Origin of the sequence: Paenirhodobacter ferrireducens, assembly GCF_004022265.1 — a bacterium.
In the GTDB taxonomy this organism is placed as follows: Bacteria; Pseudomonadota; Alphaproteobacteria; order Rhodobacterales; family Rhodobacteraceae; genus Rhodobacter; species Rhodobacter ferrireducens.
In genome coordinates, this window is the sequence record NZ_SAVB01000022.1 from 64073 (window position 1) to 86586 (window position 22514).

Below are 22514 nucleotides of genomic sequence, written 5' to 3' on the forward strand. Positions count from 1 at the left end.
GAATTGCCGGATTTCGGTGCCGGGTGGTAAGCTCCTTTCCGGAATTTCCCTCTCGCCAGCCGGGGTTTCGGCCGGATTTTGTTTTCATTTCAAGGCTGTGGTCCAGAATGCCCGGGCCTTGAATTTTTCGGCGGCGGAAAGCGGCGGAAAGATTACTTTCGGAATCAACTTGGGGCGAAAAGCCTCTTGCCAGCAGACGGTCAGGGGGAGGGACCTATGCCAGCTGAACGACCTGAACGGGTGCTTGTCCTCGGTATCGGCAACGTGCTCTGGGCGGACGAGGGCTTTGGCGTGCGCTGCGTCGAGGAGATGGCCGAGCGTTGCGCGCTGCCTGACCGGGTGCGGCTGCTCGACGGCGGCACGCAGGGGCTCTACCTGCTGCCCTTCCTCGAAGAGGCCGACGCGCTTCTCGTCTTCGACGCCATCGACTTCGGGCTTCCCCCCGGCACGCTGCGGGTGCTGCGCGACGCGGATGTGCCGGCCTTCATGGGCGCGAAGAAGATGTCGCTGCACCAGACCGGGTTCCAGGACGTGCTGGCGACGGCGCAATTCACCGGTGGCTGCCCGGCGCGGCTGACGCTGATCGGCTGCCAGCCGGTCGAGCTCGAGGATTACGGCGGCGGCCTGCGGCCGGCGGTGGCGGCACAGATCGGCCCGGCGATCGCCGAGGCGGTGGCCGAACTGACCCGCTGGGGCGTGCCCGTGGGCGATGGCCGCACCGAGACCGGCGATCTCGCCGATGCCTCGATCCGGCGCGGCGCCTACGAGACCGGCCGCCCCTCGGCGGAGGCGGCCTGCCGCACCGGCGACGATCGTTTCTTCCCCGCGACAGCCAAGGAGACTGCGTGATGTGTGTGGGCATTCCGGTGCAGCTGACGGCGGTCGAGGGCATCCGCGGCGAGGCGGTCGAGGACGGGCGGGCGGTCATCGTCGACCTCTCGCTCACCCCCGAGGCTGTGGTGGGGGACTGGGTCCTCTCCTTCCTCGGCGCCGCGCGCGCGGTCCTGCCGGCCGAGGAGGCGGCAAGGATCACGGCCGCGCTTGGCGGTCTCCGGGCGCTGATGGCGGGCGAGGGGCTGGGCGATGCCTTCGCCGATCTCGAGGCGCGCGCGCCGCAATTGCCGCCCCATCTGCAGGCCGCGCTCGACGCCGGCAAGACCAGCGCCTGAGGAGGGCCCGATGCACGATCTCGTTCTTCCCGATGCCGCCCCCTCGGGCGTGATGCACCCGCTCGTGGCGCGGCTGATCGCCGAGCTGGGCTGGCCGCTGCTGGGCAACCGCTCGGATCTGGCCGAGTTCACCTCCCGGCCCGGCGCGCATTGCCTGCTGGTGCCGGGCGACGCGAAACGCAACCTCGAGACGCCCGATGCTGCCGTGGTGCTGCCCGAGCTGCGCATGGCCTTCCAGCACGCCTTCGACTGCGCCGTGGTCGGCGACGCGATCGAGGCGCAGCTGCGCGAGGAAACCCGCGCCCTGCGCACGCCGGCGTTCCTGTTCTACCGTGACGGCGTGTTCCTCGGCGCGATCGAGAAGATCCGCGACTGGGACGATTACATCGCCCGCACCACCCATATCCTGACCGCGAAAGGCTGAGCCGATGGTTTCCAACTTCCACCTGCCGCCCGTCGGGTTCGGTCCGGGCTCGCAGCCCGAAGAGGGCGAGGAGCTGCATTACATGCAGCTGCCCGACGGCATGCGCACCTATTCGACGCATCTGCCCGAGGTCGGGGATGCCACTGACCTCGGCCCGGCGCTCGCCCTTCTGGCCGAGATCGCCGATGCCGCCGCGGTCTGCGCCGCGGGCGGCATGGCAAGTTTCGATCTTGCGCCCCTCGACGCGCCGAACCGGGCGCTGATCGCCGAGACCATGGGGCAGGGCGAGGTCGCGATGAAGATCCGGGGCATTCCGGCGCTTGCGGTGCAGGAAAGCGTCTTCGCGGGCGTCTGGAGCGTGATCGGCGCCGGTATCGACCGCATCGAGGTGGGCGCCGTGCCTGCCGCCGCGATCTCGCGCGCCTTCGAGCCCTTCCGCGCCGCGCGCGGCGCCCGCCATCCGCGCCCGGCGGGTGTGGTGAACGCCCCCGCGCTGATGGCCGAGCTCGAGGACCACTCGGCGCGGTTCGCGGGCGGGCTGCCGCATGTCATCAACCTGACCCTTCTGCCGCATACCGAGGAAGACCTTCTCTGGCTTGACGCGGCGCTTGGCGAGGGCGCCGTCACCATCCTGTCGCGCGGCTATGGCAATTGCCGGATCACCGCGACCGGGCTCACGCATGTCTGGCGCGTGCAGTTCTTCAATTCGATGGACACGCTCATCCTCGACACTTTCGAGGTGACGGCGATGCCCGAGGTGGCGATGGCCGCGCGCGAGGACCTCGAGGACAGCGCCGAGCGCATTCGCGAGGTGCTGGAGGCGATCCGATGAGTGGCTTCGAGGGCTCGTATCTTGGCGCGAACGACCGCATTTCCGCGCGCGCGGTGATGGAGTGCAAGATCTGCTGGACGCCCTATGATCCGGCCGAGGGCGACGACAGCCGGCAGATCCTGCCCGGCACGCCCTTTGCCGCGCTGCCCGAGGACTGGCATTGCCCGACCTGCGACGCGCCGAAGGCGCAGTTCATGGTGCGCGAGGACCCGGGCGCGCCGGCGCTGCTCGAGGCGCAGCGGGTGGCGGCGCAGGCCGAGCGTCTGGCCGCCGATTTCCGCGAGATCTGGAACGCCAAGATGCGCGACGTGCCCCTGGTGAACAAGGCGCTCTCGGTCGAGGCGGTGGGGTTCGTCGCCCACGAGGGTCGCGCGCTTGGGGTGCTGGTCAGCCCGTGGTTCATGAACCTGATCCTGCTGCCCGCCGAGGGCGAGGACTGGTCGGCGCTGATCCCCGGCGCGAAGGAGGCGATCGACTTCCCCTCGGGCCGTTACGAGTTCATCCACAACGTGCGGGAGATGGGCGGCGGCTACAAGGCGTGCTCGCTGTTCTCGCCGATGGGCGATTTCCAGACCCAGATGCAGGCGCGCGACGTCGCCCGCGCGATCATGGTCGAACTCTTCAAGACCGAGAACCGGGCCGAGACCGACCGCGCCGCCGAGATCCGCGCGGGGCGCGAGGCCGAGCTGGCGGCAGCCGAGGCGCCCGAGACCGAGGACACGGCCGAGGCGGCGACGCCGACCCGGCGGCGGCTGATCTCGGCGGGGCTGGCCGAGGACCCGGCGCCCGAGGGGGCCGCATGAGCACGGCGCTCGCCATCACCCTGCGCCCGGCGGGCGCGGCGCTTGCGGTGCAGATCGTGCCGCCCGCGCCGCTGCCGGTCGCGGCGCTGATGCGCGGGCGCCCGGCCGAGGAGGTGGCTCAGCTGCTGCCGCGGCTCTTCAACCTGTGCGGCGCGGCGCAGGGGCTGGCGGCGCGGCTGGCGCTTGGCCTGCCGGCCGATGCCGCCGACACCCGGCGCGAGATCCTGCGCGACCATCTGGCGAAGCTGTGCCTGAGCGGGCCGCGGCTGCTGGGCCTTGACCCGCGGCCCTTGCCCGCGGGCTGGGCCGAGGGCGGCGCGGGGCTGAGCGCGGCGCTCTGGGGCGGCGACAAGCCCGCGGATCTGGCGGGCTGGCTCGCCTCGGGGCGCGGCATGGCGCCGCTTCTGGCAGAGATCGCCGCGCGCTTCGCGCCTGGCGAGGCGACGGCCGACCTGCCGCCGCTGACCGAGCCGATGGCGCTCACCGCGCAGGAGAACTCGCCGGCCGGGCGGGTGGCGGACGATCCGTTGATGCGCGCGGCCGAGGCCGATTTCGGGCGCGGGCCGCTGTGGCGTGCGCTTGGCCGGCTTGTCGATCTCGATGCCTTCTGCGCCGCGCCGCGCTCGGCACGGGTGACCGAGGACGGCACCGCGCTGGTAGCTGCGGCGCGCGGCACCTATGCTCTGCGGGCCGAGACCGAGGCCGGGCGGGTGACGGCGCTGTCCCGGGTCACGCCGACCGATCATCTGCTGGCCCCGGGCGGGGCGCTCGAACGCGCGCTTGCCACGCTGCCCGCGGCGAAGGCGGGGCTTGCGGCGCTGGTCGTCGATCTTCTCGACCCCTGCGTGGCGGTCGATCTGCAGGAGCTGAGCGATGCATGAGATGTCGATTGCCGAGGGCATCCGTGACGTGATCGAGGACGCGGCGCGCGCGAACGGGTTTTCGCGCGTCACCCGGGTGCGGCTGGAGATCGGCCGCTTTGCCGGCGTCGAGACCGAGGCGCTCGACTTCGCCTTCGATGTGGTGATGCGCGGCTCGGTCGCCGAGGGGGCGACGCTCGAGGTGATTGAACTTCCCGGCAAGGCGCTGTGCTATGACTGCGGGGCGGCGGTGGAGATCCGCCACCGTCTCGATCCCTGCCCGGAGTGCGGCGGCGGCAAGCTGCTGGTGCAGGGCGGCGAAGAGATGCGAATCAAGGATTTGGAGGTGCTCTGATGTGCACGGTTTGCGGTTGCGGCGGACACAGTGTGGAGGACGCGTTCCGCGCCCATCTGGAAAAGACCGGGCAGGCGGGGGCACCGCTTGCGGCCCATCCCGCACCGCTGCAAAGCGTGGCGATCCCGGCCCTTGGCGGGGCGCTGCATGACCACGGCCACGCCCATGCGGGCCATGACATCCACCTTGGCCACGGCCCCGCCGGCACCGAGGTTCCGGGCATGAGCCAGCAGCGGCTGATTGAGATCGAGACCGACATCCTGTCGAAGAACGACGCCTTCGCCGCGCGCAACCGCGCCGCGATCACCGCCCGCCATGCCTTCGCGACGAACCTCGTCTCCTCGCCCGGCTCGGGCAAGACCACGCTTCTGTGCCGCACCATCGAGATGCTGGGGGAGGTGCCGCTCGCGGTGATCGAGGGCGACCAGCAGACCACGAACGACGCCGACCGCATCCGCGCCACCGGCGCCGCGGCGATCCAGGTGAACACCGGCAAGGGCTGTCACCTCGACGGCCGGATGGTCGAGGCGGCGCTTGCGCGCCTTGGCCTGCCCGAGGGCGCGTTCCTCTTCATCGAGAATGTCGGCAACCTCGTCTGCCCGGCGGCTTTTGACCTCGGCGAGGACGCCAAGGTCGCGATCCTCAGCGTCACCGAGGGCGAGGACAAGCCGCTGAAATACCCCGACATGTTCGCCGCGGCGGGGCTTGCGATCCTGAACAAGGTCGATCTTGCGCCCTATTGCGACGTCGATCTCGACCTCTACGAGGCGAACGTGAAGCGGGTGAACCCGGCGATCGAGGTGTTGCGCGTCTCGGCCCGCACCGGCGAGGGGATGCAGGCCTGGCTTGACTGGCTGCGCGCGGGCCTTGCGCGGAAGGGCGCGTGATGGCGGCCTCCACCCCGGCGATCCTGCTTGTCGATGACGAGCCGCACTCGGCCCTTGCCATGAAGATGGCGCTCGAGGACGAGTTCGAGATTCTCACCGCGCCCTCGGCCGAAGAGGCGATCGCGGTGCTCGAGGATCAGTGGGTGCAGGTGATCTTCTGTGACCAGCGCATGCCCGGACGTTCGGGCGTCGAGTTCCTCACCGAGGTGCGCGAGCGCTGGCCCGAGACGGTGCGCATCGTCATCACCGGCTATACCGACAGCAACTCGATGGTGGCGGCGATCAACGAGGCCGGGGTGCATCAGTTCATCGCCAAGCCCTGGCATCCCGAACAGCTTCTGGCGGCGGCGCGCAACGCGGCGAAGATGTTCGCGCTCGCCCGCGAGAACGAGCGGCTGTCGCTCGAGATGCGCTTTCTGAACACCACGACCGAGACAAGGGTCGAGAAGCGCCGCCGCGCGCTGCGCGAGGGGATGGGGTTCGAGACCATCCTGCGCAGCCCGAACTCGGCGATGAACATGGCGGTCAAGCTCGCGCGGCAATACGCGACCTTCGACGTGCCGGTGCTGCTGACCGGCGAGCCGGGCACCGGCAAGGGGCAGATGGCGCGGGCGATGCACTATGGCTCGCTGCGCTCGGACAAGCCATTCTATGAGCTGTCGATCGCCGGCATGCCCGAGGAGCTCGCGATGATCGAGCTCTTCGGGGCGAAGCGCGGCGTCTTGCCGGGCGGCATGGCGCGGATCGGGCTGGCGCAGAAGGCCGACCGCGGCACGCTCTATCTGGCGGGGCTCGAGGCGGCGAGCCCGGCGCTGCAGCTCGCGCTGTTGCGGATGCTGGCCGAGGGCACGATTACCCCGGTCGGCGGGCAGGAAAGCGTCAGCACCAACCTGCGACTGATCGCGGGGGCGGCCTGCGATCTGCGCAGCGCGGTCGCCGAGGGCCGGTTCCGCGCCGATCTTTACTATGCCATCGCGCTTGGCGAGATCGCACTCTTGCCGCTGCGCGCGCGGCGTGGCGATGTGGCGATGCTGGCGCAGGCGATCCTGTCCGACGCTGCCGGGGTGCATGGCAAGCCGATCCTCGGCTTCGAGGCGGCGGCGCTGGAATTTCTGGAAAACTACGACTGGCCCGGCAATCTGCGCGAGCTGACGAACGAGGTCACGCGGATGCTGATCTTCGCGCAGGAAAATGTGCTGGGCGCCGAGCTGATCTCGCGCCATATCCTGCAGGCGGCGCCCTCGGACGAGGGGGCGGACCGGGCCGCGGAAGAGGTGATGACCGCCGAGGGCTCGCTGAAGGACCGCATCGAGCTGATCGAGATGCGGATCCTGCGCGAGACCCTGACGCGGCAGCGCTGGAACAAGAGCCGGGCGGCGGCCGAGCTTGGTCTGTCGCGCGTCGGGTTGCGGGCGAAACTGGACCGTTACGGGATCACCGATCCCTCGGCGGCGAACGAGGAGGAGGAGATCTGAGATGTGCCTTGGGATTCCGGGACAGATCGTGGCGATCACCGATGCGGGGCGGCTGATGGCGATGGCCGACGTGTCAGGGGTGCGGCGCGAGGTGAACGTGGCCTGCGTGGCCGAGGGGCCGCTCGAGGATCTGCTCGGCCGCTGGGCGCTCATTCATGTGGGCTTCGCGATGAGCCTGATCGACGAGGAGGAGGCGGCAAAGACCTTGGCCGCGCTCCACGATCTGGGCGAGGCGCAGGAGGCGCTGGCGCAGATGGCCGAGGGTGACGCGGCGCTGGAGGGACGGGCATGAAATTCGCCTCCGAATTCCGCGACCCGAAGGCCGCGAAGGCGCTGCTGGCCGAGATCGCACAACTGGCCGACCGGATCGGCGCGACTCGCGAGAAGCCCGTCGCGATCATGGAGATCTGCGGCGGCCACACCCATTCGATCTTCCGCTACGGGCTCGACAAGCTGGTGCACGAGGGGGTCGAGTTCGTGCATGGCCCGGGCTGCCCGGTCTGCGTGCTGCCGCGCGCGCGTGTCGACGAATGCATCGAGATCGCCGAGAAGTCCGGGGTGATCTTCACCACCTTCGGCGATGCGATGCGGGTGCCGGGCTCGAAACGCTCGCTGTTGCAGGCGAAGGCGGCGGGGGCCGACATCCGCATGGTCTATTCGCCGCTCGACGCGCTGGAGCTTGCCCGCCGCAACCCCGAGCGCGAGGTCGTCTTCTTCGGCCTTGGTTTCGAGACGACGACGCCCTCGACCGCGCTGGCGATCCAGCAGGCGGCGCGCGAGGGGCTGGCGAATTTCTCGGTCTTCTGCAACCACATCACCGTGCCCGAGCCGATCAAGGCGCTGCTTGACGACCCCGACATGCGGCTCGATGGCTTCATCGGGCCCGGGCATGTCAGCATGGTGATCGGCGTCCACCCTTACGACTTCATCGCGCGCGACTATCACAAGCCGATCGTGGTCGCCGGGTTCGAGCCCACCGACCTGCTGCAATCGGTGATGATGGTGCTGCGCCAGATCGCCGAGGGGCGGGCCGAGGTCGAGAACCAATATGCCCGCGTCGTGCCCGAGCATGGCAATGCCGTCAGCCTTGCCGCGATCGCCGATGTCTATGAGAAGCGGCCGTCCTTCGAGTGGCGGGGGCTGGGCGAGATCGACGCCTCGGGGCTGCGCATCCGGCCGGCCTACAGGGCCTTCGACGCCGAGGAGAAATTCGGTGTGGGCTATGCCGGCGTGCGCACCGAGCTTGCCGATCCGGAGGGTTGCGCCTGCGGGGCGGTGATGACCGGGCGGATGAAGCCGGTGCAGTGCCCGCAGTTCGGCCGCGGCTGCACCCCCGAGATGCCCTTGGGCGCGCTCATGGTGTCGAGCGAGGGCGCCTGTGCGGCCTATTGGCAATATGGCGGGGCGCGGGCGGCGGCGGAGTGAGTTCGGGGGCGTGACGCCCCCGACCCGGGGGGGGGGGGGGGGGGGGGGGGGGGGGGGGGGGGGGGGGGGGGGGGGGGGGGGGGGGGGGGGGGGGGGGGGGGGGGGGGGGGGGGGGGGGGGGGGGGGGGGGGGGGCGGGGGGGGGGGGGGGGGGGGGGGGGGGGGCGGGGGGGGGGGGGCCCCCCCCCCCCCCCGCCGGGGGCGCTGCCCCCGGACCCCCGAGGTATTTGGAGCAAGATGACATGGCATTGCGGGATGAACGGGTGACGCTGGCCCATGGTGGTGGCGGCACGGCGATGCGCGATCTGATCGAGGAGGTCTTCACCGCCGTCTTCGAGCCGCCCGGGATGGAGGATGCGGCGCAGCTGAGCGCGGCGGCGCTGGCCGAGCCCGGTGCGCGGCTCGCCTTCACCACCGACGGCTTCGTGGTGACGCCGCTCGAGTTTCCGGGCGGCGACATCGGCAAGCTCGCCGTCTGCGGCACGGTGAATGATCTGGCGGTGAGCGGCGCGCGGCCGCTGTGGCTCTCGGCCGCCTTCGTGATCGAGGAGGGGACCGAGATCGCGCTCTTGCGCCGCATCGTCGCCACCATGGCGCGCGAGGCCGAGGCGGCCGGCGTGCGGATCGTCACTGGCGACACCAAGGTCGTCGGGCGCGGCGCCTGCGACCGGGTTTTCGTCACCACCGCGGGGGTCGGTGTGGTGCCGCCCGGGCGCGAGATGGGCGCGGGCCGGGTGCGGCCGGGCGATGTCGGGCTGGTGAACGGGGTGCTGGGCGATCACGGCGCGACGATCCTTGCGGCGCGCGGCGATCTGGCGCTTTCGACCGCGCTCGAGAGCGATTGCGCGGCGCTTGGCCATCTGATGGAGGCGGTGCTGGCGGCGGCGCCCGGGGCGCGGGCGGCGCGCGACCTCACGCGGGGCGGGCTTGCCTCGGCGCTGAACGAGATCGCGGGGGCGGCGGGCTGCGGCATCGAGATCTCGGAAGAGGCATTGCCGCTGCGGCCCGAAGTCTCGGGCATGTGCGAGATCCTCGGGCTCGATCCGCTGTATCTGGCGAACGAGGGGCGGCTGGTCGTCTTCGTGCCCGAGGCCGAGGCCGGGGCGGCGCTTGCCGCGATGCGGTTGCGGCCCGAGGGGCAGGGGGCCTGCATCATCGGCGCGGCGGTTGCGGCGCACCCGGGACAGGTGCGGATGCGCACGGCCTTCGGCGGGGCGCGGATCGTCGACATGCTGGTGGGCGAGCAGCTGCCGCGCATCTGCTAAGCGCGCGGCGCGAAAACTGGCAGCGCTGCCCGGGACTTGCCGCCCGGGCGGGCAGGCGCGGGGCAGGCGGCGCCGAGGCCGCTTCGGGGCTTTACCTTCGTGCCGGGCCTTGCTCTGATGGGGCAACCGCCACGCCACAGGAGGACCCGAGCGATCGACAGGCCCGCCGGACATGCGCCGCTGCAGACCCATCTGCGCGACCTGCTGCAGCAGATCTATCCCGCCCGCGACACGGAAGATCTTGCCCGCGCGGTGATCGCAGCCTTCTGGCCTGAGGGACGGGGGCGGAGGCAAAGGCCGCGCCGGCCCTCGAACAACCTGTGGTCGGAGCGCGACGCGATCGTCATCACCTATGGCAACTCGATCGAGGACGGCGCGCATAAGCCGCTTGATCTGCTGCACGACTTCCTGTTGCGCGAGATGACCGGGGTGGTCGACGGCGTTCATGTCCTGCCCTTCTTCCCCTATACCTCGGACGACGGTTTCGCGGTGACCGATTACCGCAAGGTCGATCCCGCGCTCGGAGACTGGGCCGACATTCGCCGCATCGGCGCGGCCTTCAGCCTGATGTCGGACATGGTGCTGAACCATGTCTCGTCGCAGGGCGCCTGGTTCACCGCCTATCGTCAGGGCCAGCCGCCCTATGACCGCTTCTTCATGGAGGCCTTGCCCGAGGACGATCTGAGCGCGGTCGTGCGGCCGCGCACCTCGCCGCTTCTGCGCGCGGTGACGACGGCGATGGGGCCGCGCCATGTCTGGTGCACCTTCAGCCACGATCAGGTCGATCTCGATTTCCGCAACCCCGAGGTGCTGCTGGAAATCCTGCGGATCCTGCGGCTGCATATCGACGAAGGCGTGCGGATCATCCGGCTTGATGCGGTGGCCTTCCTGTGGAAGGCGCCGGGCACGCCCTCGATCCACATGCCGCAGACCCATGCGATCGTGAAGCTGATGCGGCTGCTTGCCGATTACGCGACCGAGAAGGTGATCCTGCTCACCGAGACGAATGTGCCCAAGGCCGAGAACCTGAGCTATTTCGGGCGGCGCGACGAGGCGCATATGGTCTATCAGTTCCCGCTGCCGCCGCTCGTGCTGCACGCGATGCTGTCGGGCAATGTGCGGCATCTGCGGCGCTGGCTGCGGGCGATGCCGCCGGCGCCGCTGGGCTGCGCCTATTTCAACTTCACCGCGAGCCACGACGGCATCGGCATGCGCCCGGTCGAGGGTATCCTGCCGCCCGAGGAGATCGCGGCGATGATCGATTGCGTGCGCGGCAATGGCGGGCTGGTCTCGATGCGGGCGCTGCCGGGCGGCGGCGAGGCGCCCTACGAGATCAACTGCAGCTATTTCGACGCGATGGGGCGCACCTTTGCCGGCGAGGAGGGCGACAAGGTCGCGCGCTTCCTGTGCTCGCAGACCATCGTGATGTCGCTCGAGGGGATCCCGGCCTTTTATATCCATTCCTTCACGGCGACGGAAAACGACCACGAGGCGGTGGCGCGGCGCGGCATGAACCGGGCGATCAACCGCCACCGCTGGAATTACCCCGAGCTGCGGGCGCGGCTCGATGACCCGTCAAGCGCCACGGCACGGGTGATGGCCGAGATGAAGCGCCGGTTGCGCATTCGCGCGCGCCAGTCCGGGTTCCACCCGAATGCGACGCAGCTGACGCTGGCGCCCGACGACCGGCTGCTGTGCATCTGGCGGCAGTCGCTCGACCGCGCGCAGTCGATCTTCGCGCTGCACAATGTCTCGGCCGAGACGGTGGTGATCGACGCCTTCGCGCTGAACCTGATCGCCGACGAGGACTGGCACGACCTGCTCTCGGGCGAGGCGATCGACCCCGACGGCACGATTGCCTTCGCCCCCTATCAGTGCCGCTGGCTGTCCAACACCCTCTAGGCCTCGGCCTGATCGGCGGCGACGGCGGCGCGGAAATCGGCCATCAGGCCAGGATCGGCGGCATGGACGAGGTTCCAGTTCGGGATGAAGGGCTGTTCCTGCGGCGTGTCGAGGAACACCTGCCCGGCGTTCGAGATGTTCTCGGCGAACAGCGCGATCGACTTTTCCTCGGCGTGGCGGTCGAACGCGAGCCCGTTCATCATCGCGTCATGCGAATAGACCTCGAGCATGTCGAGCGCGCGGCGGTAATAGGTGGCCTTCAGCGTGCGGAAGATGTTCGAGGAGAACACCGTGCCATCGGCGGCGAGCTTGCGGAAGATCGCCTTGCAGATGTCCATCGACATCCGGTTGAGCCCGGTCTGCGCGTCTTCCTGCGACAGGTCCTGATGCTTGTGGTCATAGGTGTCGGCGATCTCGACCTGACACACGGCGCGCGGGCCCATGTTGCGCCAGGCCTCCGACAGCACCCCGATCTCGAGCCCCCAGTCCGAGGGCAGCCGCAGGTCCGGCAGCGTCGCGGTGCGCATCGCGAATTCGCCCGAGAGCGGATAGCGGAAGGCGCGCAGGTAGTCGATGTAGTCGCGGTCTCCCACCACCTTCTTCAGCGAGATCAGCAGCGGGCTGACGAGGTTGCGCGTCACCCGCCCGCCCAGCCGGCCGTTGCCGATGCGCGGATAGAACCCCTTCGACAGGTGATAGGGCAGCTGCGGATGCGCCACCGGATAGACAAGGCGCGACAGCATCCCGCGCTCGTAGGTGGTGATGTCGCAATCGTGGATTGCCATCACCGCGCTGTCGGCGCAGGCGATCAGATAGCCGATGCAGCCCCAGACGTTGCGGCCCTTGCCCGGCTCGATCGGGCCGATGCCCAGCTCTGCCAGCCGGTCCATCACCCCCCGCACCCGCGGCCCGTCGTTCCAGATCACCACATGGTTCTGCGGCAGCCGCGCGAAGAAGCGCTTCGCCTCGGCGAATTGCGCGGCATTGGCGCGGTCGAGGCCGATGATGACGCGGTGCAGGTATTTCACCTTCGAGAGTTCATCGAGGATGTTCGCCAGCGCCGGCCCCTCCAGCTCGGAAAAGAGCGAGGGCAGGATCAGGCTGATCTTGCGGGTCTGGGCGAAGGTCTCGAGCCGGTATTCGAGTTCCTCGAGCGGCCGGGTGCGCAGGTCGTGGAACTGCGCGATATTGCCGTTCTGGTGAAAGTCAGCCATGGGCCTCTCCTGTCGTGTCGATCCCGGTCTGGCGCAGGATCCGGGTCAGCCCCTCGACCCAGCCGTCGGGCCCGGAGCGGGTGGTGCGCAGGATGCGGCCGCTGTCCTCGCCCGCGAGGCGGGGCAGGGGCGTGCCGGCATCGTTGCGCACGATGACGCCGCGGTCGGCGGCTGCGATCATCTCGGCGTCGTTCGGCGCATCGCCAAGCGCGATGGTCAGGTCCGGCCGGAAACGGGCGATCAGCTCCGCCATCCGACCGGCCTTGGTGCCGCCCTGCGACAGCGTCAGGAACCGCCCGCCACGGCGTGCGGAAATCCCCTGCGGCGCAAGGGCGGCCAGAAAGGCCTCGGCCTCCGCCTCGGTCCCCGACCACTGCCCCGGCTCGGAATGGGCGCGCCGCTTCGCGAGCGCTGCCTCGTCGGGCGGCAACCCGGTCACTGCCGCCACCTCCGCCGCGCTCATGTCGCCAAAGCCGCGAAACGGCGCGCGCAGCTGGACGGGCAGGGCATCAAGCGCCGCGCGGATCGCGCGATAGCCCGTATCGTCGGGGGCCCCATCGAGCAGCGCCGCGCCGTTCTCGATGATCGCGGGCCAGCGCCCGAGCCCCATCCGCGCCTGCCAGCCGGCAATCTCCGCCCCGGTCTTCGAGGAGGCCAGCACCACCGGAACGGCGCGCGCCGCAAGCCAGGCGAGCAGCGGCCGCGCCGGGGCGAAATCGTAACTTGCGTGATCGAGCAGGGTGCCGTCGAGGTCGCTGAAGATCAGAAGTTTCACTCGGATCCTTTCGTCTGGGGAAAGCCTAGCGGCCCGGGCCCCACCTGCCAACCCGCTGTGGACTGCGCGCGACAGATAACGCCGCGCCGCGGCATCGGGCTTGACGCCGGCGGGCGGCGGCGCGAGCTTCGGGGCGGCACAGCAGGGGGCACAGATGGCATTCGTGATTTCCGAGGCGGAGCGCATCGTCTACCCGGGCCCGCCGCCGGCACAGGCCGACGTCGTGGTGATCGGGGGCGGCATCGCCGGGGTGATGGCGGCCTATTATCTCGCGCAGGCAGGGCAACGCGTCGTGCTGTGCGAGAAGGGCCGCATCGCGGGCGAACAGTCGAGCCGCAACTGGGGCTGGATCCGCGCCCAGGGCCGCGACCCGGCCGAGCTGCCGCTGATGCTCGAGGCGCTCGATCTGTGGCAGGGATTCGCGGCGCAGCTCGGCCCCGAGCTTGGCTTTCGCCGCGCAGGTGTCGCCTATCTCTCGCATGATCCGAAATCGGCTGCAGGCTACGAGGCCTGGGTGCGGCTGGCGGCAGAGCACGGGCTTGAAAGCCGGCTGATGTCGCGTGCCGAGCTGTCGGGGCTCTCTGCAACCGCGGGCTGGGCGGCGGGGCTGATCACGCCGTCCGACGCGCGCGCCGAGCCCTGGGTGGCGGTGCCGCTGCTTGCCCGCCTCGCCGTCGCCGCGGGGGTCGAGATCGTCGAGAATTGCGCGGTGCGCGCGCTTGACCGTGCCGGCGGGCGGGTGATCGGCGTGGTGACGGAACTGGGTCGGATCGCCGCGCCGCAGGTGCTTCTGGCCGGCGGCGCCTGGTCGTCGCTTTTTGCCGCGCGCGAGGGGGTGCGGCTGCCGCAGCTTGCGGTGCGCTCGACCGTCGCGCAGACCGAACCGCTGCCCGAGGTGGCGCAGGTCTCGGCCACCGACGAGATCTTCGCCTGGCGGCGCCGGGTTGACGGCGGCTACACCCTCGCCTCCGGCACCTGGCACGATTTCTACATCGGCCCCGACGCGTTTCGGAACCTCGCCCGCTATCTCCCGCAGCTCCGCCGCGACGGCGCGAAGACCCGGCTGCGCCCCTGGGCGCCGGGGCGCGGCTGGCCCGACGGCTGGACGACGCCGCGGCACTGGAGCGAGGAGGAGGAGAGCCCGTTCGAGCGGCTGCGCATCCTCGATCCCGCGCCGAACCTGGCGCGGCTGAAGGAGGTGCAGGCGGGCTTTGCCCGGGCCTTCCCGGCGCTCGGCGTGCCGCGGCTGATCCGGTCCTGGGCCGGGATGATCGACGTGATGCCCGACACCGTGCCGGTGCTTGACGAAAGCCCGGTGCCCGGGCTCTTCATCGCCACCGGGCTCTCGGGGCATGGCTTCGGCATCGGCCCGGCGATCGGGCGGGTGATGGCGGCGCGGATGCTTGACCGCGACACCGGTCACGACCTGCGCCGCTTCCGTTTCGCCCGCTTTTCGGACGGCACGAAGATGGATCTCGGCCCGACCTTCTGACGGCGCGTCAGGGGCTTGCCGGCGCGCCGCTTCTGCCGCAGGCTGGCGCGTCTGGAGGTGCCCGATGCCCGTGAAGAACCGTTTCGCCGAACTGCTGCCCGAGATCATCGACTGGCGGCGCGATTTCCACGCCCACCCCGAGCTGATGTTCGACCTGCCGCGCACCGCGGGCCGGGTGGCGGGGCTGCTGCGCGGCTTCGGGGTCGACGAGGTGGTCGAGGGGATCGGCCGCACCGGTGTCGTCGCGGTGATCCGCGGCCGCACCGACAGCCGGGGCCGGGCGATCGGGCTGCGCGCCGACATGGACGCGCTGCCGATCGAGGAGGAGACGGGCCTGCCCCATGCCTCGACCACGCCCGGCAAGATGCACGCCTGTGGCCATGACGGTCACATGGCGATGTTGCTCGGTGCGGCAAAATACCTGGCCGAGACCCGCGCCTTCGACGGCACCGCGGTGCTGGTCTTCCAGCCCGCCGAGGAGGGCGGCGGCGGCGGCGACGAGATGGTGCGCGACGGGCTGATGGAGCGTTTCGGCATCGACGAGATCTATGGCATGCACAACTGGCCCGGTGTGCCGCTCGGCACCTTCGCGATCCGCGAGGGGGCGGTGATGGCGGCCTGCGACCAGTTCCGCATCACCGTGACCGGCCGCGGCGGCCATGCCGCGAAACCGCATCAGGCGGTCGATCCGGTGCTGGTCGCCAGCCAGATCGTCGTCGCGCTGCAGACGGTGGCCTCGCGGCTGACTGACCCGCTGTCGCCCGTGGTGCTGTCGATCTGCACGCTGCGGGCGGGGACGGGGGCCTATAACGTGATCCCGCAGACGGCCGAGCTGCGCGGCACGCTGCGCACCCTTGACCCCGATCTGCGCGTGGCGGCCGAGGCGCAGCTGCGCCGCATCGCCACGCTGACCGCCGAGGCGGCGGGGGCGACGGCTGCGCTCGACTGGATGCCGGGCTATCCGGCGACCGTGAACGCACCCGAGCCCACCCGCGCCGCCATCGCCGTCGCGCAATCGGTCGCGGGCACGGTCGACACCGACTTCCCGCCGCAGATGGCGGCCGAGGATTTCAGCTACATGCTGAACGCGCGACCGGGCGCCTATATCTTCGTCGGCAATGGTGACAGCGCGATCCTCCACCACCCCGGCTACGAGTTCAACGACGAGGCGATCTGCTTCGGCGCAAGCTGGTATGCGGGGATGATCGAGGCGCGGATGCCGCTCGCCTGACGGTGCCGCGCCTTACCCGAAAGAAAGCCCCCGGCCGATCTGCCGCGACCGAAGGCGAAAGCTCCCTTTCCGCTTCCAATCGCAACAAATCTCCCGGGGGTGAGCGCCAGAGGCGCGAGGGGGCAGCGCCCCCTCGACCGGCTCAGGCCTGCGCGGCGGTGACGATCACCTCGACGCGATACTCGGGCGCGGCCAGCTTCGCCTCGCCGGTCGCGCGGGCGGGCGTCGCGCCCTGCGGCACCCAGGCATCCCAGACCGCGTTCATCTCGGCGAAATCGGCCATGTCGGCGAGCCAGATCTGCGCGCTGAGGATCCGGGTCTTGTCCGAACCGGCCAGCGCCAGCAGCCGGTCGACCTCGGCCAGCGCATCTTTCGTCTGCTCGGTGACGCTGGCGCCCGGGGTGCCGACCTGGCCTGCCAGCCAGACAAGCCCGTTGTAGACGACGGCGCCGCTCATCCGCGCGCCGCATTCGATGCGTTCGATCCCGGCCATCGGGCCCTCCTGTGGTTGTGGTCTCTGCGTGATAGCGGCGGGCAGGGCCAAGGGGAAGGGTGCAAAGCGCGGCCCGCCGTGCCAGACTGCGCCAAAACGGAGGGGATGATGCGGCGCGGATGGATCGTGGCAGTGCTGCTGATGACCGGCGCGGCACCGGCGCAGGAGGCGGGCAACATGGGGGGCCTGCCGGCGCGCACCGAAGCGCCGTTCCGGCTCGAACGGGTGGTGCCGCTGGCGCTGCCCTGGGCGATCGCGCCACTCCCCGGCGGCGATCTGCTCGTCACCGGCAAGGCGGGGGAACTGTGGCGGGTCTCGCATGGGCAGGCGGAAGCGATCCGCGGGGTGCCGGCGGTGCGCCACGAGGGGCAGATCGGCCTTCTCGACATCGCCGCCGCACCCGATTTCGTCACCACCCGGCGGGTCTTCCTCAGCTATGTCGCGGAAAACAACGCGCTCACGCTCGCCCGCGCGCGGCTCGCGGGCAACCGCCTGACCGAGCTCGCCCCGCTCTGGCGTCAGAGCCCGGGCGGCGAGGGTCAGCCCGGCGGCATCATCGCCTTCGGCCCGGACGGGATGGTCTATCTGTCGGTGGGCGACAGGATGCAGCCCGACACCGCACAGCAGCCCGATAATCCGCGCGGCAAGATCCTGCGCCTGACGCCCGAGGGGCAGCCCGCGCCGGGCAATCCCTTCACCGGCAACCCGACCCGCGCCGCGACCTGGAGCGAGGGGCATCGCAACCCCTATGGCCTCGCCTTCGCGCCCGACGGCACGCTGTGGGAGCACGAGATGGGCCCGCGCGGCGGCGACGAGCTGAACCGGATCGAGCCCGGGCGGAACTATGGCTGGCCGCTCGTCTCGAATGGCGATCACTATTCCGGCTGGCCGATCCCGGACCACGACACCCGCCCCGATCTGGCCGCACCGGTGCTGTGGTGGACACCGGTGATCGCGCCCGCCGGGCTTGCGGTCTATGCCGGGCACGACTTTCCCGACTGGACGGGGTCGCTGCTGATCGGCGCGCTGCGCGGCGAGGGGCTGGTGCGCGTCGCGCCCGATGGCACGCGCCAGCTCGACCGCTGGGATCTCGGCATGCGGGTGCGCGACGTGGCGGTCGACGGCGCTGGCCATGTCTGGATCATCAGCGATGCCGAGGAGGGCGCGCTTTACCGTCTGGTTCCGAACTGAAAGGGGGCTGGAGCGGGTAGCGGGAATCGAACCCGCGCGTTCAGCTTGGGAAGCTGACAGGCTACCATTACATCATACCCGCATGGTGCAGGCGCAGACCTAAGCCAAGTGCCCGGCGCCGTCAAGCGGCCTTGCGCGGGATTTTCACGGCCCGGCCCGGGGCGGAAGGCAGGGAGCGCTGCCCCCTCTTTTCCTTCGAAAAATTCACCCCCGGGATATTTGGGGCAATTGGAAGACGAGAGTGGTCCTGTGCTTCCAATTGCTGCAAATATCCCGGGGGGTGAGGCCGCAGGCCGAGGGGGGCAGCGCCCCCCTTGCGGCGGCTCGTGCGAAAGCCCGCGTGACCCGCTCAGCGCCCGGGCTGGCGGCGCGCCATGAAGGCCAGCCGCTCGAACAGATGCACGTCCTGCTCGTTCTTCAAGAGCGCGCCGTGCAGCTTCGGCAGCAGGGTCGCGCCGTCCTTCTTCAGGTCCCCGGGCGCCAGATCCTCGGCCAGCAGCAGCTTCAGCCAGTCGAGCACCTCGGAGGTCGAGGGCTTCTTCTTCAGCCCGGGCGTCTCGCGGATCTCGTAGAACTGCGTCAGCGCGGCGGTCAGCAGCGCCTCCTTGATGCCCGGGAAATGCACCCGCACGATCGCCTTCAGCGTCTCGGCCTCGGGGAACTTGATGTAGTGGAAGAAGCAGCGGCGCAGGAAGGCGTCGGGCAGTTCCTTCTCGTTGTTCGAGGTGATGATCACCACCGGGCGATGGCGCGCCCGCACTGTCTCGCCGGTCTCGTAGACGTGGAACTCCATCTTGTCGAGTTCCTGCAGCAGGTCGTTCGGGAACTCGATGTCGGCCTTGTCGATCTCGTCGATCAGCAGCACGACCTTGCCCTCGGCCTCGAAGGCTTGCCACAGCTTGCCCTTGCGGATGTAGTTGCGCACATCCGCCACCCGCGCCTCGCCCAGCTGGCTGTCGCGCAGCCGGCTGACGGCGTCGTATTCGTAAAGCCCCTGCTGCGCGCGCGTCGTCGACTTGATGTTCCACTCGAGCATCGGCAGACCCAGGCTTTGCGCCACCTGTTTCGCCAGCTCGGTCTTGCCGGTGCCGGGCTCGCCCTTCACCAGCAGCGGCCGTTCTAGCGCCACGGCGGCATTGACCGCGACGATCAGGTCTTCGGGGGCGACGTAGCTGTCGGTCGACTGGAAACGCACGGGCGAACTCCGCTGGCTGTGGGCACGGGAGCGGAGCCTAGCGGTGCGCGGGGCGCGCCGCAACCGGTGGGGCGGAAGAGGCGGGGTGAAAACGGGGGCGTGACATCCCAACGGCGTTGCGGTATGAGCGCGCCATGAATTTTGGGCAGGGAATCTGCCGGACTTGCGGGACGGCAGAAGAGTGAGGGCAGAAATGAAGGCCGAAATCTTTCTACCGGATGACTATCGCCCCGCCGAGGACGAACCGTTCATGAATGAACGGCAGCTCGAATACTTCCGCCGCAAGCTGCAGGCATGGAAGCACGAGCTCCTCGAACAATCCGCGGAAACGCTTGAAGGCCTGGCGGAATCGGCGCGCAACGTGCCCGACCTCGCCGACCGCGCGAGCGAAGAGACCGATCGCGCGCTCGAGCTGCGCACCCGTGACCGGCAGCGCAAGCTGGTGGCGAAGATCGACGCGGCGCTGCGGCGGATCGACAATGGCGAATACGGCTATTGCGAGATGACGGGCGAGCCGATCAGCCTGAAACGGCTCGATGCGCGCCCGATCGCGACGATGACGCTCGAGGCGCAGGAGCGCCACGAGCGGCGCGAGCGCGTGCATCGCGACGATTGATCGCGGCGGGTCCCGGCGGCGGGGTGCCCCGGATTTGATGTCGCGCAAGGACAGCTCGCACCGGCACCCCGATGGTGCCGGTGCAGTCGTTTCTGGAGGAACCATGCTGATCGGACGCAGGATCACCGTGCTGGGGGCCGGTGTGGCGGGGCTTACCGTGGCGCGCGCCCTGGCGCTGCGCGGCGCCGAGGTCACCGTTCTCGAACAGGCCGAGGCGATCCGCGAGGTGGGGGCGGGGCTGCAGATCTCGCCGAACGGGGCGCGGGTGCTGCGTGCGCTCGGCCTTGGCGAGGCCTTCGAGGCCGCGGGCCCGCGCGCCGAGGCGGTCGAGCTGATCGACGGCGAGACGGCCTCGCGCGTGGCGCGGCTTGACCTCGCACGGCTGCGGCCGGGCGCCGAATACCGCTTCCTGCACCGCGCGCGGCTGATCGAGCTGCTGGCCGAGGGCGCGCGCGCGGCGGGCGTGCAGATCCGCCTGCTGCAGAAGATCGAGACCGTCGATCTCGCCGCCGGTCGTGCGCCGCGGCTGACCACCGCGCAGGGCACCGAGATCGAGACCGACCTGCTGATCGGTGCCGACGGGTTGCATTCGAAGGTCCGCGCGGCGCTGAATGGCGCGGTCGCCCCCTTCTTCACCCATCAGGTCGCCTGGCGCGCACTGGTGCCCTGCGACGACGCCGCGCCGAAGGTGGCGCAGGTCTTCATGGGCGCGGGCAAGCATCTGGTCAGCTATCCGCTTGGTCGCGGGTTGCGCAACATCGTCGCGGTCGAGGAGCGCCGCCGCTGGGTCGAGGAAAGCTGGAGCCTCACCGACGATCCGCTGACGTTGCGCGCGGCCTTCGAGGAATTCTGCCCGCAGGTGCAGGACTGGCTTGCACAGGTCGAGGCGCCGGGGCTGTGGGGTCTCTTCCGCCACCCGGTCGCCGGGCGCTGGTGGGGCGAGGGCGCGGTGCTGCTGGGCGATGCCGCCCATCCCACGTTGCCTTTCCTCGCGCAGGGCGCGGTGATGGCGATGGAGGATGCCTGGGTGCTGGCCGAGATGCTGGCGCAGCACACCGAGGACAGTGCCGCGCTCGCCGCCTATCAGGCCGCGCGCGCGCCGCGCTGCACCCGCATCGTCGAGGCGGCAAACCGCAACGCCCGCAATTACCACCTCTCGGGGCTGACCCGCACGGTGGGGCATCTGGGTATCCGCACCCTCTCGACGCTGGTGCCGGGCAAGCTGCTTGGCCGCTTCGACTGGGTCTACGGCCACGATGTCACCGGCGGTGCGGGCGCCTGAGCCCGCCCCCGCTTTCCCGGCACCCGCTTGCCTGTGTTCCCTGCTTTCGCCTTGCCCGAAATACCTCGGGGGTGAATTTTGCCGTCAGGCAAAAGAGGGGGCAGCGCCCCCTCTCTCGTCGCCTCAGCGCAGCACCATCACCGAGCAGGGCGCATGGCGCACCACACGCGCGGCGGTCGAGCCGATCAGGTAATCGCCAAAGCCCGGCCGGTGCGAGGCGATCACGATGCAGTCGGCCTTGATCTCCTCGGCGAGATCGAGGATCTCGTTCGCCGCATTGCCCTGACGGATCACACCGGCGCCGGCCTCGAAATCGCCGGCAAGCCCGTCCAGCTGATCTTGCAGGGTCTTGCGCAGCTCGGCGCCATAGCCCTCGGGCATGTAGGAGATGGCATAGCCCGGCACATCGGCCATGACATGCACGAGGGTGATCCGCGCGCCGTCCGACGCGAGCGTGCGCGCCACGTTCAGCGCGGTATCGGGATTGTGGTCCTCGTCGAAGGCGAGGGGGACGATGATGTTGGAATACATCGAGAATTCTCCTTTGGTCCGGCGCGAGACTGGACTCTCCCTTGCCCGCGCGCCTTGATCTGGGTCAGGACGCCACGCCGCGGCTCAGCCGCCGGTGTGACTCATGTGACGGCTCATCTGACCCGAAACATGGGCGCGTGAATAGTCGAAATCGTGCCCCTTCGGCTTGCGCCCGATCGCGGCGCGGATCGCCGCCACGAGCGGCGCGTCCTCGTCCGGGCAGGCGCGCAGCGGCGCGCGAAGATCGGCGCTGTCCTCCTGACCCAGACACATGAACAGCTCGCCCGTGCAGGTCACCCGCACCCGGTTGCAGCTTTCGCAGAAATTGTGACTGAGCGGGGTGATGAAGCCGATGCGCTGGCCGGTCTCGGTCAGCCGCACATAGCGCGCCGGCCCGCCCGAGCGCTCCCCGGTCTCGGAGACGGTGAAACGCTCGGCCAGCCGCGCGCGCAGGTCGGTCAGCGGCCAGTATTGCTCGAGCCGCTGTTCCTCGCCCATCTCGCCCATCGGCATCACCTCGATGAAGGTCAGGTCGTGGCCCTCGGCGCCGCACCAGTCGACCAGGGCGAAGAGCTCGTCCTCGTTGAAGCCCTTCAGTGCCACGGTGTTGATCTTCACCCGCATCCCCGCTCGGGTCGCGGCGCGGATCCCCTCAAGCACCGGAGCGAGGCGGCCCCAGCGGGTGATCTCGGCGAATTTCGTCGCATCGAGCGTGTCGAGCGAGACATTCACCCGCCGTACCCCGAGCGCGGCAAGGTCGTCGGCGAAGCGGGCAAGCTGCGAGCCGTTCGTGGTCAGCGTCAGCTCGTCGAGCGCGCCGGTCTCCAGATGCCGTGCCATTGCGGTGAAGAAGCCAAGGATGCCGCGCCGCACCAGCGGCTCGCCCCCGGTCACCCGCAGCTTGCGCACGCCGAGCCCGATGAAGCCGGAACACAGCCGGTCGAGCTCCTCGAGCGTCAGCAGTTCCTTCTTCGGCAGGAACTGCATGTGCTCGGCCATGCAGTAGCTGCAGCGAAAGTCGCATCGATCGGTGACTGACACCCGAAGATAGGTGATCGGTCGTGCGAAAGGGTCGATGAGGGGCGCGGTTTCCATGCG

General features: G+C 70.0%; 24 protein-coding genes and 1 tRNA gene. 18 read left to right on the forward strand and 7 right to left on the reverse strand.

Annotated features, from left to right (window positions below; all coding sequences use genetic code 11):
- The first annotated feature begins 216 nt into the window (after positions 1-216).
- The 13 genes from EOW65_RS15390 (at position 217) to EOW65_RS15450 (ending at position 11396) form a co-directional block, all read left to right on the forward strand.
- Positions 217-849: a HyaD/HybD family hydrogenase maturation endopeptidase gene (locus EOW65_RS15390; protein ID WP_121533283.1), complete on the forward strand. Its 633-nt coding sequence runs from the start codon at positions 217-219 to the stop codon at positions 847-849.
- Positions 849-1169 (forward strand): HypC/HybG/HupF family hydrogenase formation chaperone, encoded by a 321-nt coding sequence (locus EOW65_RS15395; protein WP_128150910.1) that lies wholly within the window; start codon positions 849-851, stop codon positions 1167-1169. The genes EOW65_RS15390 and EOW65_RS15395 overlap by 1 nt, the downstream gene beginning before the upstream one ends.
- 10 nt (positions 1170-1179) lie before the next feature.
- Positions 1180-1593 (forward strand): thioredoxin domain-containing protein, encoded by a 414-nt coding sequence (locus tag EOW65_RS15400; RefSeq protein ID WP_128150912.1) that lies wholly within the window; start codon positions 1180-1182, stop codon positions 1591-1593.
- A gap of 4 nt (positions 1594-1597) precedes the next feature.
- The gene (locus EOW65_RS15405; protein ID WP_128150914.1) at positions 1598-2425 is read left to right on the forward strand and encodes a hydrogenase expression/formation protein; all 828 of its coding nucleotides are present in this window, start codon (positions 1598-1600) and stop codon (positions 2423-2425) included.
- On the forward strand, positions 2422-3228 hold the full coding sequence (gene hybE, locus EOW65_RS15410) for a [NiFe]-hydrogenase assembly chaperone HybE (RefSeq protein ID WP_128150916.1): 807 nt from the start codon (positions 2422-2424) through the stop codon (positions 3226-3228). Before EOW65_RS15405 ends, hybE begins: the two co-directional genes overlap by 4 nt.
- Positions 3225-4109, forward strand: a complete 885-nt coding sequence (locus tag EOW65_RS15415; protein ID WP_128150918.1) for a hydrogenase expression/formation protein HupK — start codon at positions 3225-3227, stop codon at positions 4107-4109. Before hybE ends, EOW65_RS15415 begins: the two co-directional genes overlap by 4 nt.
- The gene (gene hypA, locus EOW65_RS15420; RefSeq protein ID WP_128150920.1) at positions 4102-4443 is read left to right on the forward strand and encodes a hydrogenase maturation nickel metallochaperone HypA; all 342 of its coding nucleotides are present in this window, start codon (positions 4102-4104) and stop codon (positions 4441-4443) included. Before EOW65_RS15415 ends, hypA begins: the two co-directional genes overlap by 8 nt.
- Positions 4443-5330 (forward strand): hydrogenase nickel incorporation protein HypB, encoded by an 888-nt coding sequence (gene hypB, locus EOW65_RS15425; RefSeq protein WP_128150922.1) that lies wholly within the window; start codon positions 4443-4445, stop codon positions 5328-5330. The genes hypA and hypB overlap by 1 nt, the downstream gene beginning before the upstream one ends.
- On the forward strand, positions 5330-6805 hold the full coding sequence (locus EOW65_RS15430; protein ID WP_128150924.1) for a sigma-54-dependent transcriptional regulator: 1476 nt from the start codon (positions 5330-5332) through the stop codon (positions 6803-6805). Before hypB ends, EOW65_RS15430 begins: the two co-directional genes overlap by 1 nt.
- A gap of 1 nt (position 6806) precedes the next feature.
- Positions 6807-7097, forward strand: coding sequence for a HypC/HybG/HupF family hydrogenase formation chaperone (gene hypC, locus EOW65_RS15435; RefSeq protein ID WP_121533299.1), 291 nt, complete (start codon positions 6807-6809; stop codon positions 7095-7097).
- The gene (hypD, locus tag EOW65_RS15440; RefSeq protein ID WP_128150926.1) at positions 7094-8230 is read left to right on the forward strand and encodes a hydrogenase formation protein HypD; all 1137 of its coding nucleotides are present in this window, start codon (positions 7094-7096) and stop codon (positions 8228-8230) included. Before hypC ends, hypD begins: the two co-directional genes overlap by 4 nt.
- Before the next feature lie 241 nt (positions 8231-8471).
- Positions 8472-9494, forward strand: a complete 1023-nt coding sequence (hypE, locus tag EOW65_RS15445; protein ID WP_128150928.1) for a hydrogenase expression/formation protein HypE — start codon at positions 8472-8474, stop codon at positions 9492-9494.
- A gap of 117 nt (positions 9495-9611) precedes the next feature.
- Positions 9612-11396 carry a sugar phosphorylase gene (locus EOW65_RS15450; protein WP_128150930.1) on the forward strand — a complete coding sequence of 595 codons (1785 nt, stop codon included), beginning with the start codon at positions 9612-9614 and terminating at the stop codon, positions 11394-11396.
- On the opposite strand, the gene EOW65_RS15455 is transcribed toward EOW65_RS15450, so the two are convergent.
- Together EOW65_RS15455 and EOW65_RS15460 are read right to left on the reverse strand one after the other, a co-directional pair.
- On the reverse strand, positions 11393-12610 hold the full coding sequence (locus EOW65_RS15455; RefSeq protein ID WP_128150932.1) for a glycosyltransferase family protein: 1218 nt from the start codon (positions 12608-12610) through the stop codon (positions 11393-11395). The two genes, EOW65_RS15450 and EOW65_RS15455, sit on opposite strands and share 4 nt — an antisense overlap.
- On the reverse strand, positions 12603-13385 hold the full coding sequence (locus tag EOW65_RS15460; RefSeq protein WP_240664720.1) for an HAD-IIB family hydrolase: 783 nt from the start codon (positions 13383-13385) through the stop codon (positions 12603-12605). Before EOW65_RS15460 ends, EOW65_RS15455 begins: the two co-directional genes overlap by 8 nt.
- A 154-nt stretch (positions 13386-13539) precedes the next feature.
- Between EOW65_RS15460 and EOW65_RS15465 the strand changes: the two genes are divergently transcribed.
- Positions 13540-14877 carry an NAD(P)/FAD-dependent oxidoreductase gene (locus EOW65_RS15465; protein ID WP_128150935.1) on the forward strand — a complete coding sequence of 446 codons (1338 nt, stop codon included), beginning with the start codon at positions 13540-13542 and terminating at the stop codon, positions 14875-14877.
- Positions 14878-14941: 64 nt separating this feature from the next.
- Positions 14942-16108 (forward strand): M20 aminoacylase family protein, encoded by a 1167-nt coding sequence (locus EOW65_RS15470; RefSeq protein WP_128150937.1) that lies wholly within the window; start codon positions 14942-14944, stop codon positions 16106-16108.
- Between the two features lie 142 nt (positions 16109-16250).
- Here the strand turns inward: EOW65_RS15470 and EOW65_RS15475 are convergent, their stop codons facing one another.
- Positions 16251-16601, reverse strand: coding sequence for a RidA family protein (locus tag EOW65_RS15475; protein WP_128150939.1), 351 nt, complete (start codon positions 16599-16601; stop codon positions 16251-16253).
- Between the two features lie 108 nt (positions 16602-16709).
- Here EOW65_RS15475 and EOW65_RS15480 point away from each other — a divergent pair, with 108 nt between their 5' ends.
- Complete coding sequence (locus EOW65_RS15480) at positions 16710-17792, forward strand: PQQ-dependent sugar dehydrogenase (RefSeq protein ID WP_206364084.1); 1083 nt, start codon at positions 16710-16712, stop codon at positions 17790-17792.
- A gap of 8 nt (positions 17793-17800) precedes the next feature.
- On the opposite strand, the gene EOW65_RS15485 is transcribed toward EOW65_RS15480, so the two are convergent.
- A tRNA-Gly gene (locus tag EOW65_RS15485) sits at positions 17801-17874 on the reverse strand.
- A 267-nt stretch (positions 17875-18141) separates the two neighbouring features.
- Positions 18142-18987 (reverse strand): AAA family ATPase, encoded by an 846-nt coding sequence (locus tag EOW65_RS15490; RefSeq protein WP_128150941.1) that lies wholly within the window; start codon positions 18985-18987, stop codon positions 18142-18144.
- Between the two features lie 193 nt (positions 18988-19180).
- Here EOW65_RS15490 and dksA point away from each other — a divergent pair, with 193 nt between their 5' ends.
- Both dksA and EOW65_RS15500 read left to right on the forward strand, forming a co-directional pair.
- Positions 19181-19603 carry an RNA polymerase-binding protein DksA gene (gene dksA / locus EOW65_RS15495; protein WP_121533315.1) on the forward strand — a complete coding sequence of 141 codons (423 nt, stop codon included), beginning with the start codon at positions 19181-19183 and terminating at the stop codon, positions 19601-19603.
- Between the two features lie 103 nt (positions 19604-19706).
- Positions 19707-20885 carry an FAD-dependent monooxygenase gene (locus EOW65_RS15500; RefSeq protein ID WP_128150943.1) on the forward strand — a complete coding sequence of 393 codons (1179 nt, stop codon included), beginning with the start codon at positions 19707-19709 and terminating at the stop codon, positions 20883-20885.
- Positions 20886-21008: 123 nt separating this feature from the next.
- Here EOW65_RS15500 and EOW65_RS15505 read toward each other — a convergent pair whose 3' ends face one another.
- Positions 21009-21416 carry a universal stress protein gene (locus EOW65_RS15505; RefSeq protein ID WP_128150945.1) on the reverse strand — a complete coding sequence of 136 codons (408 nt, stop codon included), beginning with the start codon at positions 21414-21416 and terminating at the stop codon, positions 21009-21011.
- A gap of 84 nt (positions 21417-21500) precedes the next feature.
- On the reverse strand, positions 21501-22511 hold the full coding sequence (gene moaA, locus EOW65_RS15510; RefSeq protein ID WP_128150947.1) for a GTP 3',8-cyclase MoaA: 1011 nt from the start codon (positions 22509-22511) through the stop codon (positions 21501-21503).
- Positions 22512-22514: the final 3 nt, after the last annotated feature.

What these genes read in the sequence shown, in the direction of transcription:
- EOW65_RS15475 (WP_128150939.1), bottom strand. Translation starts at nt 16,601, where the DNA reads ATGGCCGGGATCGAACGCATCGAATGCGGCGCGCGGATGAGCGGCGCC.
- EOW65_RS15405 (WP_128150914.1), top strand. Translation starts at nt 1,598, where the DNA reads ATGGTTTCCAACTTCCACCTGCCGCCCGTCGGGTTCGGTCCGGGCTCG.
- EOW65_RS15480 (WP_206364084.1), top strand. Translation starts at nt 16,710, where the DNA reads ATGCGGCGCGGATGGATCGTGGCAGTGCTGCTGATGACCGGCGCGGCA.
- hypB (WP_128150922.1), top strand. Translation starts at nt 4,443, where the DNA reads ATGTGCACGGTTTGCGGTTGCGGCGGACACAGTGTGGAGGACGCGTTC.
- EOW65_RS15415 (WP_128150918.1), top strand. Translation starts at nt 3,225, where the DNA reads ATGAGCACGGCGCTCGCCATCACCCTGCGCCCGGCGGGCGCGGCGCTT.
- moaA (WP_128150947.1), bottom strand. Translation starts at nt 22,511, where the DNA reads ATGGAAACCGCGCCCCTCATCGACCCTTTCGCACGACCGATCACCTAT.
- EOW65_RS15450 (WP_128150930.1), top strand. Translation starts at nt 9,612, where the DNA reads ATGGGGCAACCGCCACGCCACAGGAGGACCCGAGCGATCGACAGGCCC.
- hypA (WP_128150920.1), top strand. Translation starts at nt 4,102, where the DNA reads ATGCATGAGATGTCGATTGCCGAGGGCATCCGTGACGTGATCGAGGAC.
- EOW65_RS15455 (WP_128150932.1), bottom strand. Translation starts at nt 12,610, where the DNA reads ATGGCTGACTTTCACCAGAACGGCAATATCGCGCAGTTCCACGACCTG.
- EOW65_RS15500 (WP_128150943.1), top strand. Translation starts at nt 19,707, where the DNA reads ATGCTGATCGGACGCAGGATCACCGTGCTGGGGGCCGGTGTGGCGGGG.
- EOW65_RS15430 (WP_128150924.1), top strand. Translation starts at nt 5,330, where the DNA reads ATGGCGGCCTCCACCCCGGCGATCCTGCTTGTCGATGACGAGCCGCAC.
- EOW65_RS15470 (WP_128150937.1), top strand. Translation starts at nt 14,942, where the DNA reads ATGCCCGTGAAGAACCGTTTCGCCGAACTGCTGCCCGAGATCATCGAC.
- EOW65_RS15400 (WP_128150912.1), top strand. Translation starts at nt 1,180, where the DNA reads ATGCACGATCTCGTTCTTCCCGATGCCGCCCCCTCGGGCGTGATGCAC.
- EOW65_RS15390 (WP_121533283.1), top strand. Translation starts at nt 217, where the DNA reads ATGCCAGCTGAACGACCTGAACGGGTGCTTGTCCTCGGTATCGGCAAC.
- hypD (WP_128150926.1), top strand. Translation starts at nt 7,094, where the DNA reads ATGAAATTCGCCTCCGAATTCCGCGACCCGAAGGCCGCGAAGGCGCTG.
- hybE (WP_128150916.1), top strand. Translation starts at nt 2,422, where the DNA reads ATGAGTGGCTTCGAGGGCTCGTATCTTGGCGCGAACGACCGCATTTCC.
- hypE (WP_128150928.1), top strand. Translation starts at nt 8,472, where the DNA reads ATGGCATTGCGGGATGAACGGGTGACGCTGGCCCATGGTGGTGGCGGC.
- hypC (WP_121533299.1), top strand. Translation starts at nt 6,807, where the DNA reads ATGTGCCTTGGGATTCCGGGACAGATCGTGGCGATCACCGATGCGGGG.
- EOW65_RS15465 (WP_128150935.1), top strand. Translation starts at nt 13,540, where the DNA reads ATGGCATTCGTGATTTCCGAGGCGGAGCGCATCGTCTACCCGGGCCCG.
- dksA (WP_121533315.1), top strand. Translation starts at nt 19,181, where the DNA reads ATGAAGGCCGAAATCTTTCTACCGGATGACTATCGCCCCGCCGAGGAC.
- EOW65_RS15395 (WP_128150910.1), top strand. Translation starts at nt 849, where the DNA reads ATGTGTGTGGGCATTCCGGTGCAGCTGACGGCGGTCGAGGGCATCCGC.
- EOW65_RS15505 (WP_128150945.1), bottom strand. Translation starts at nt 21,416, where the DNA reads ATGTATTCCAACATCATCGTCCCCCTCGCCTTCGACGAGGACCACAAT.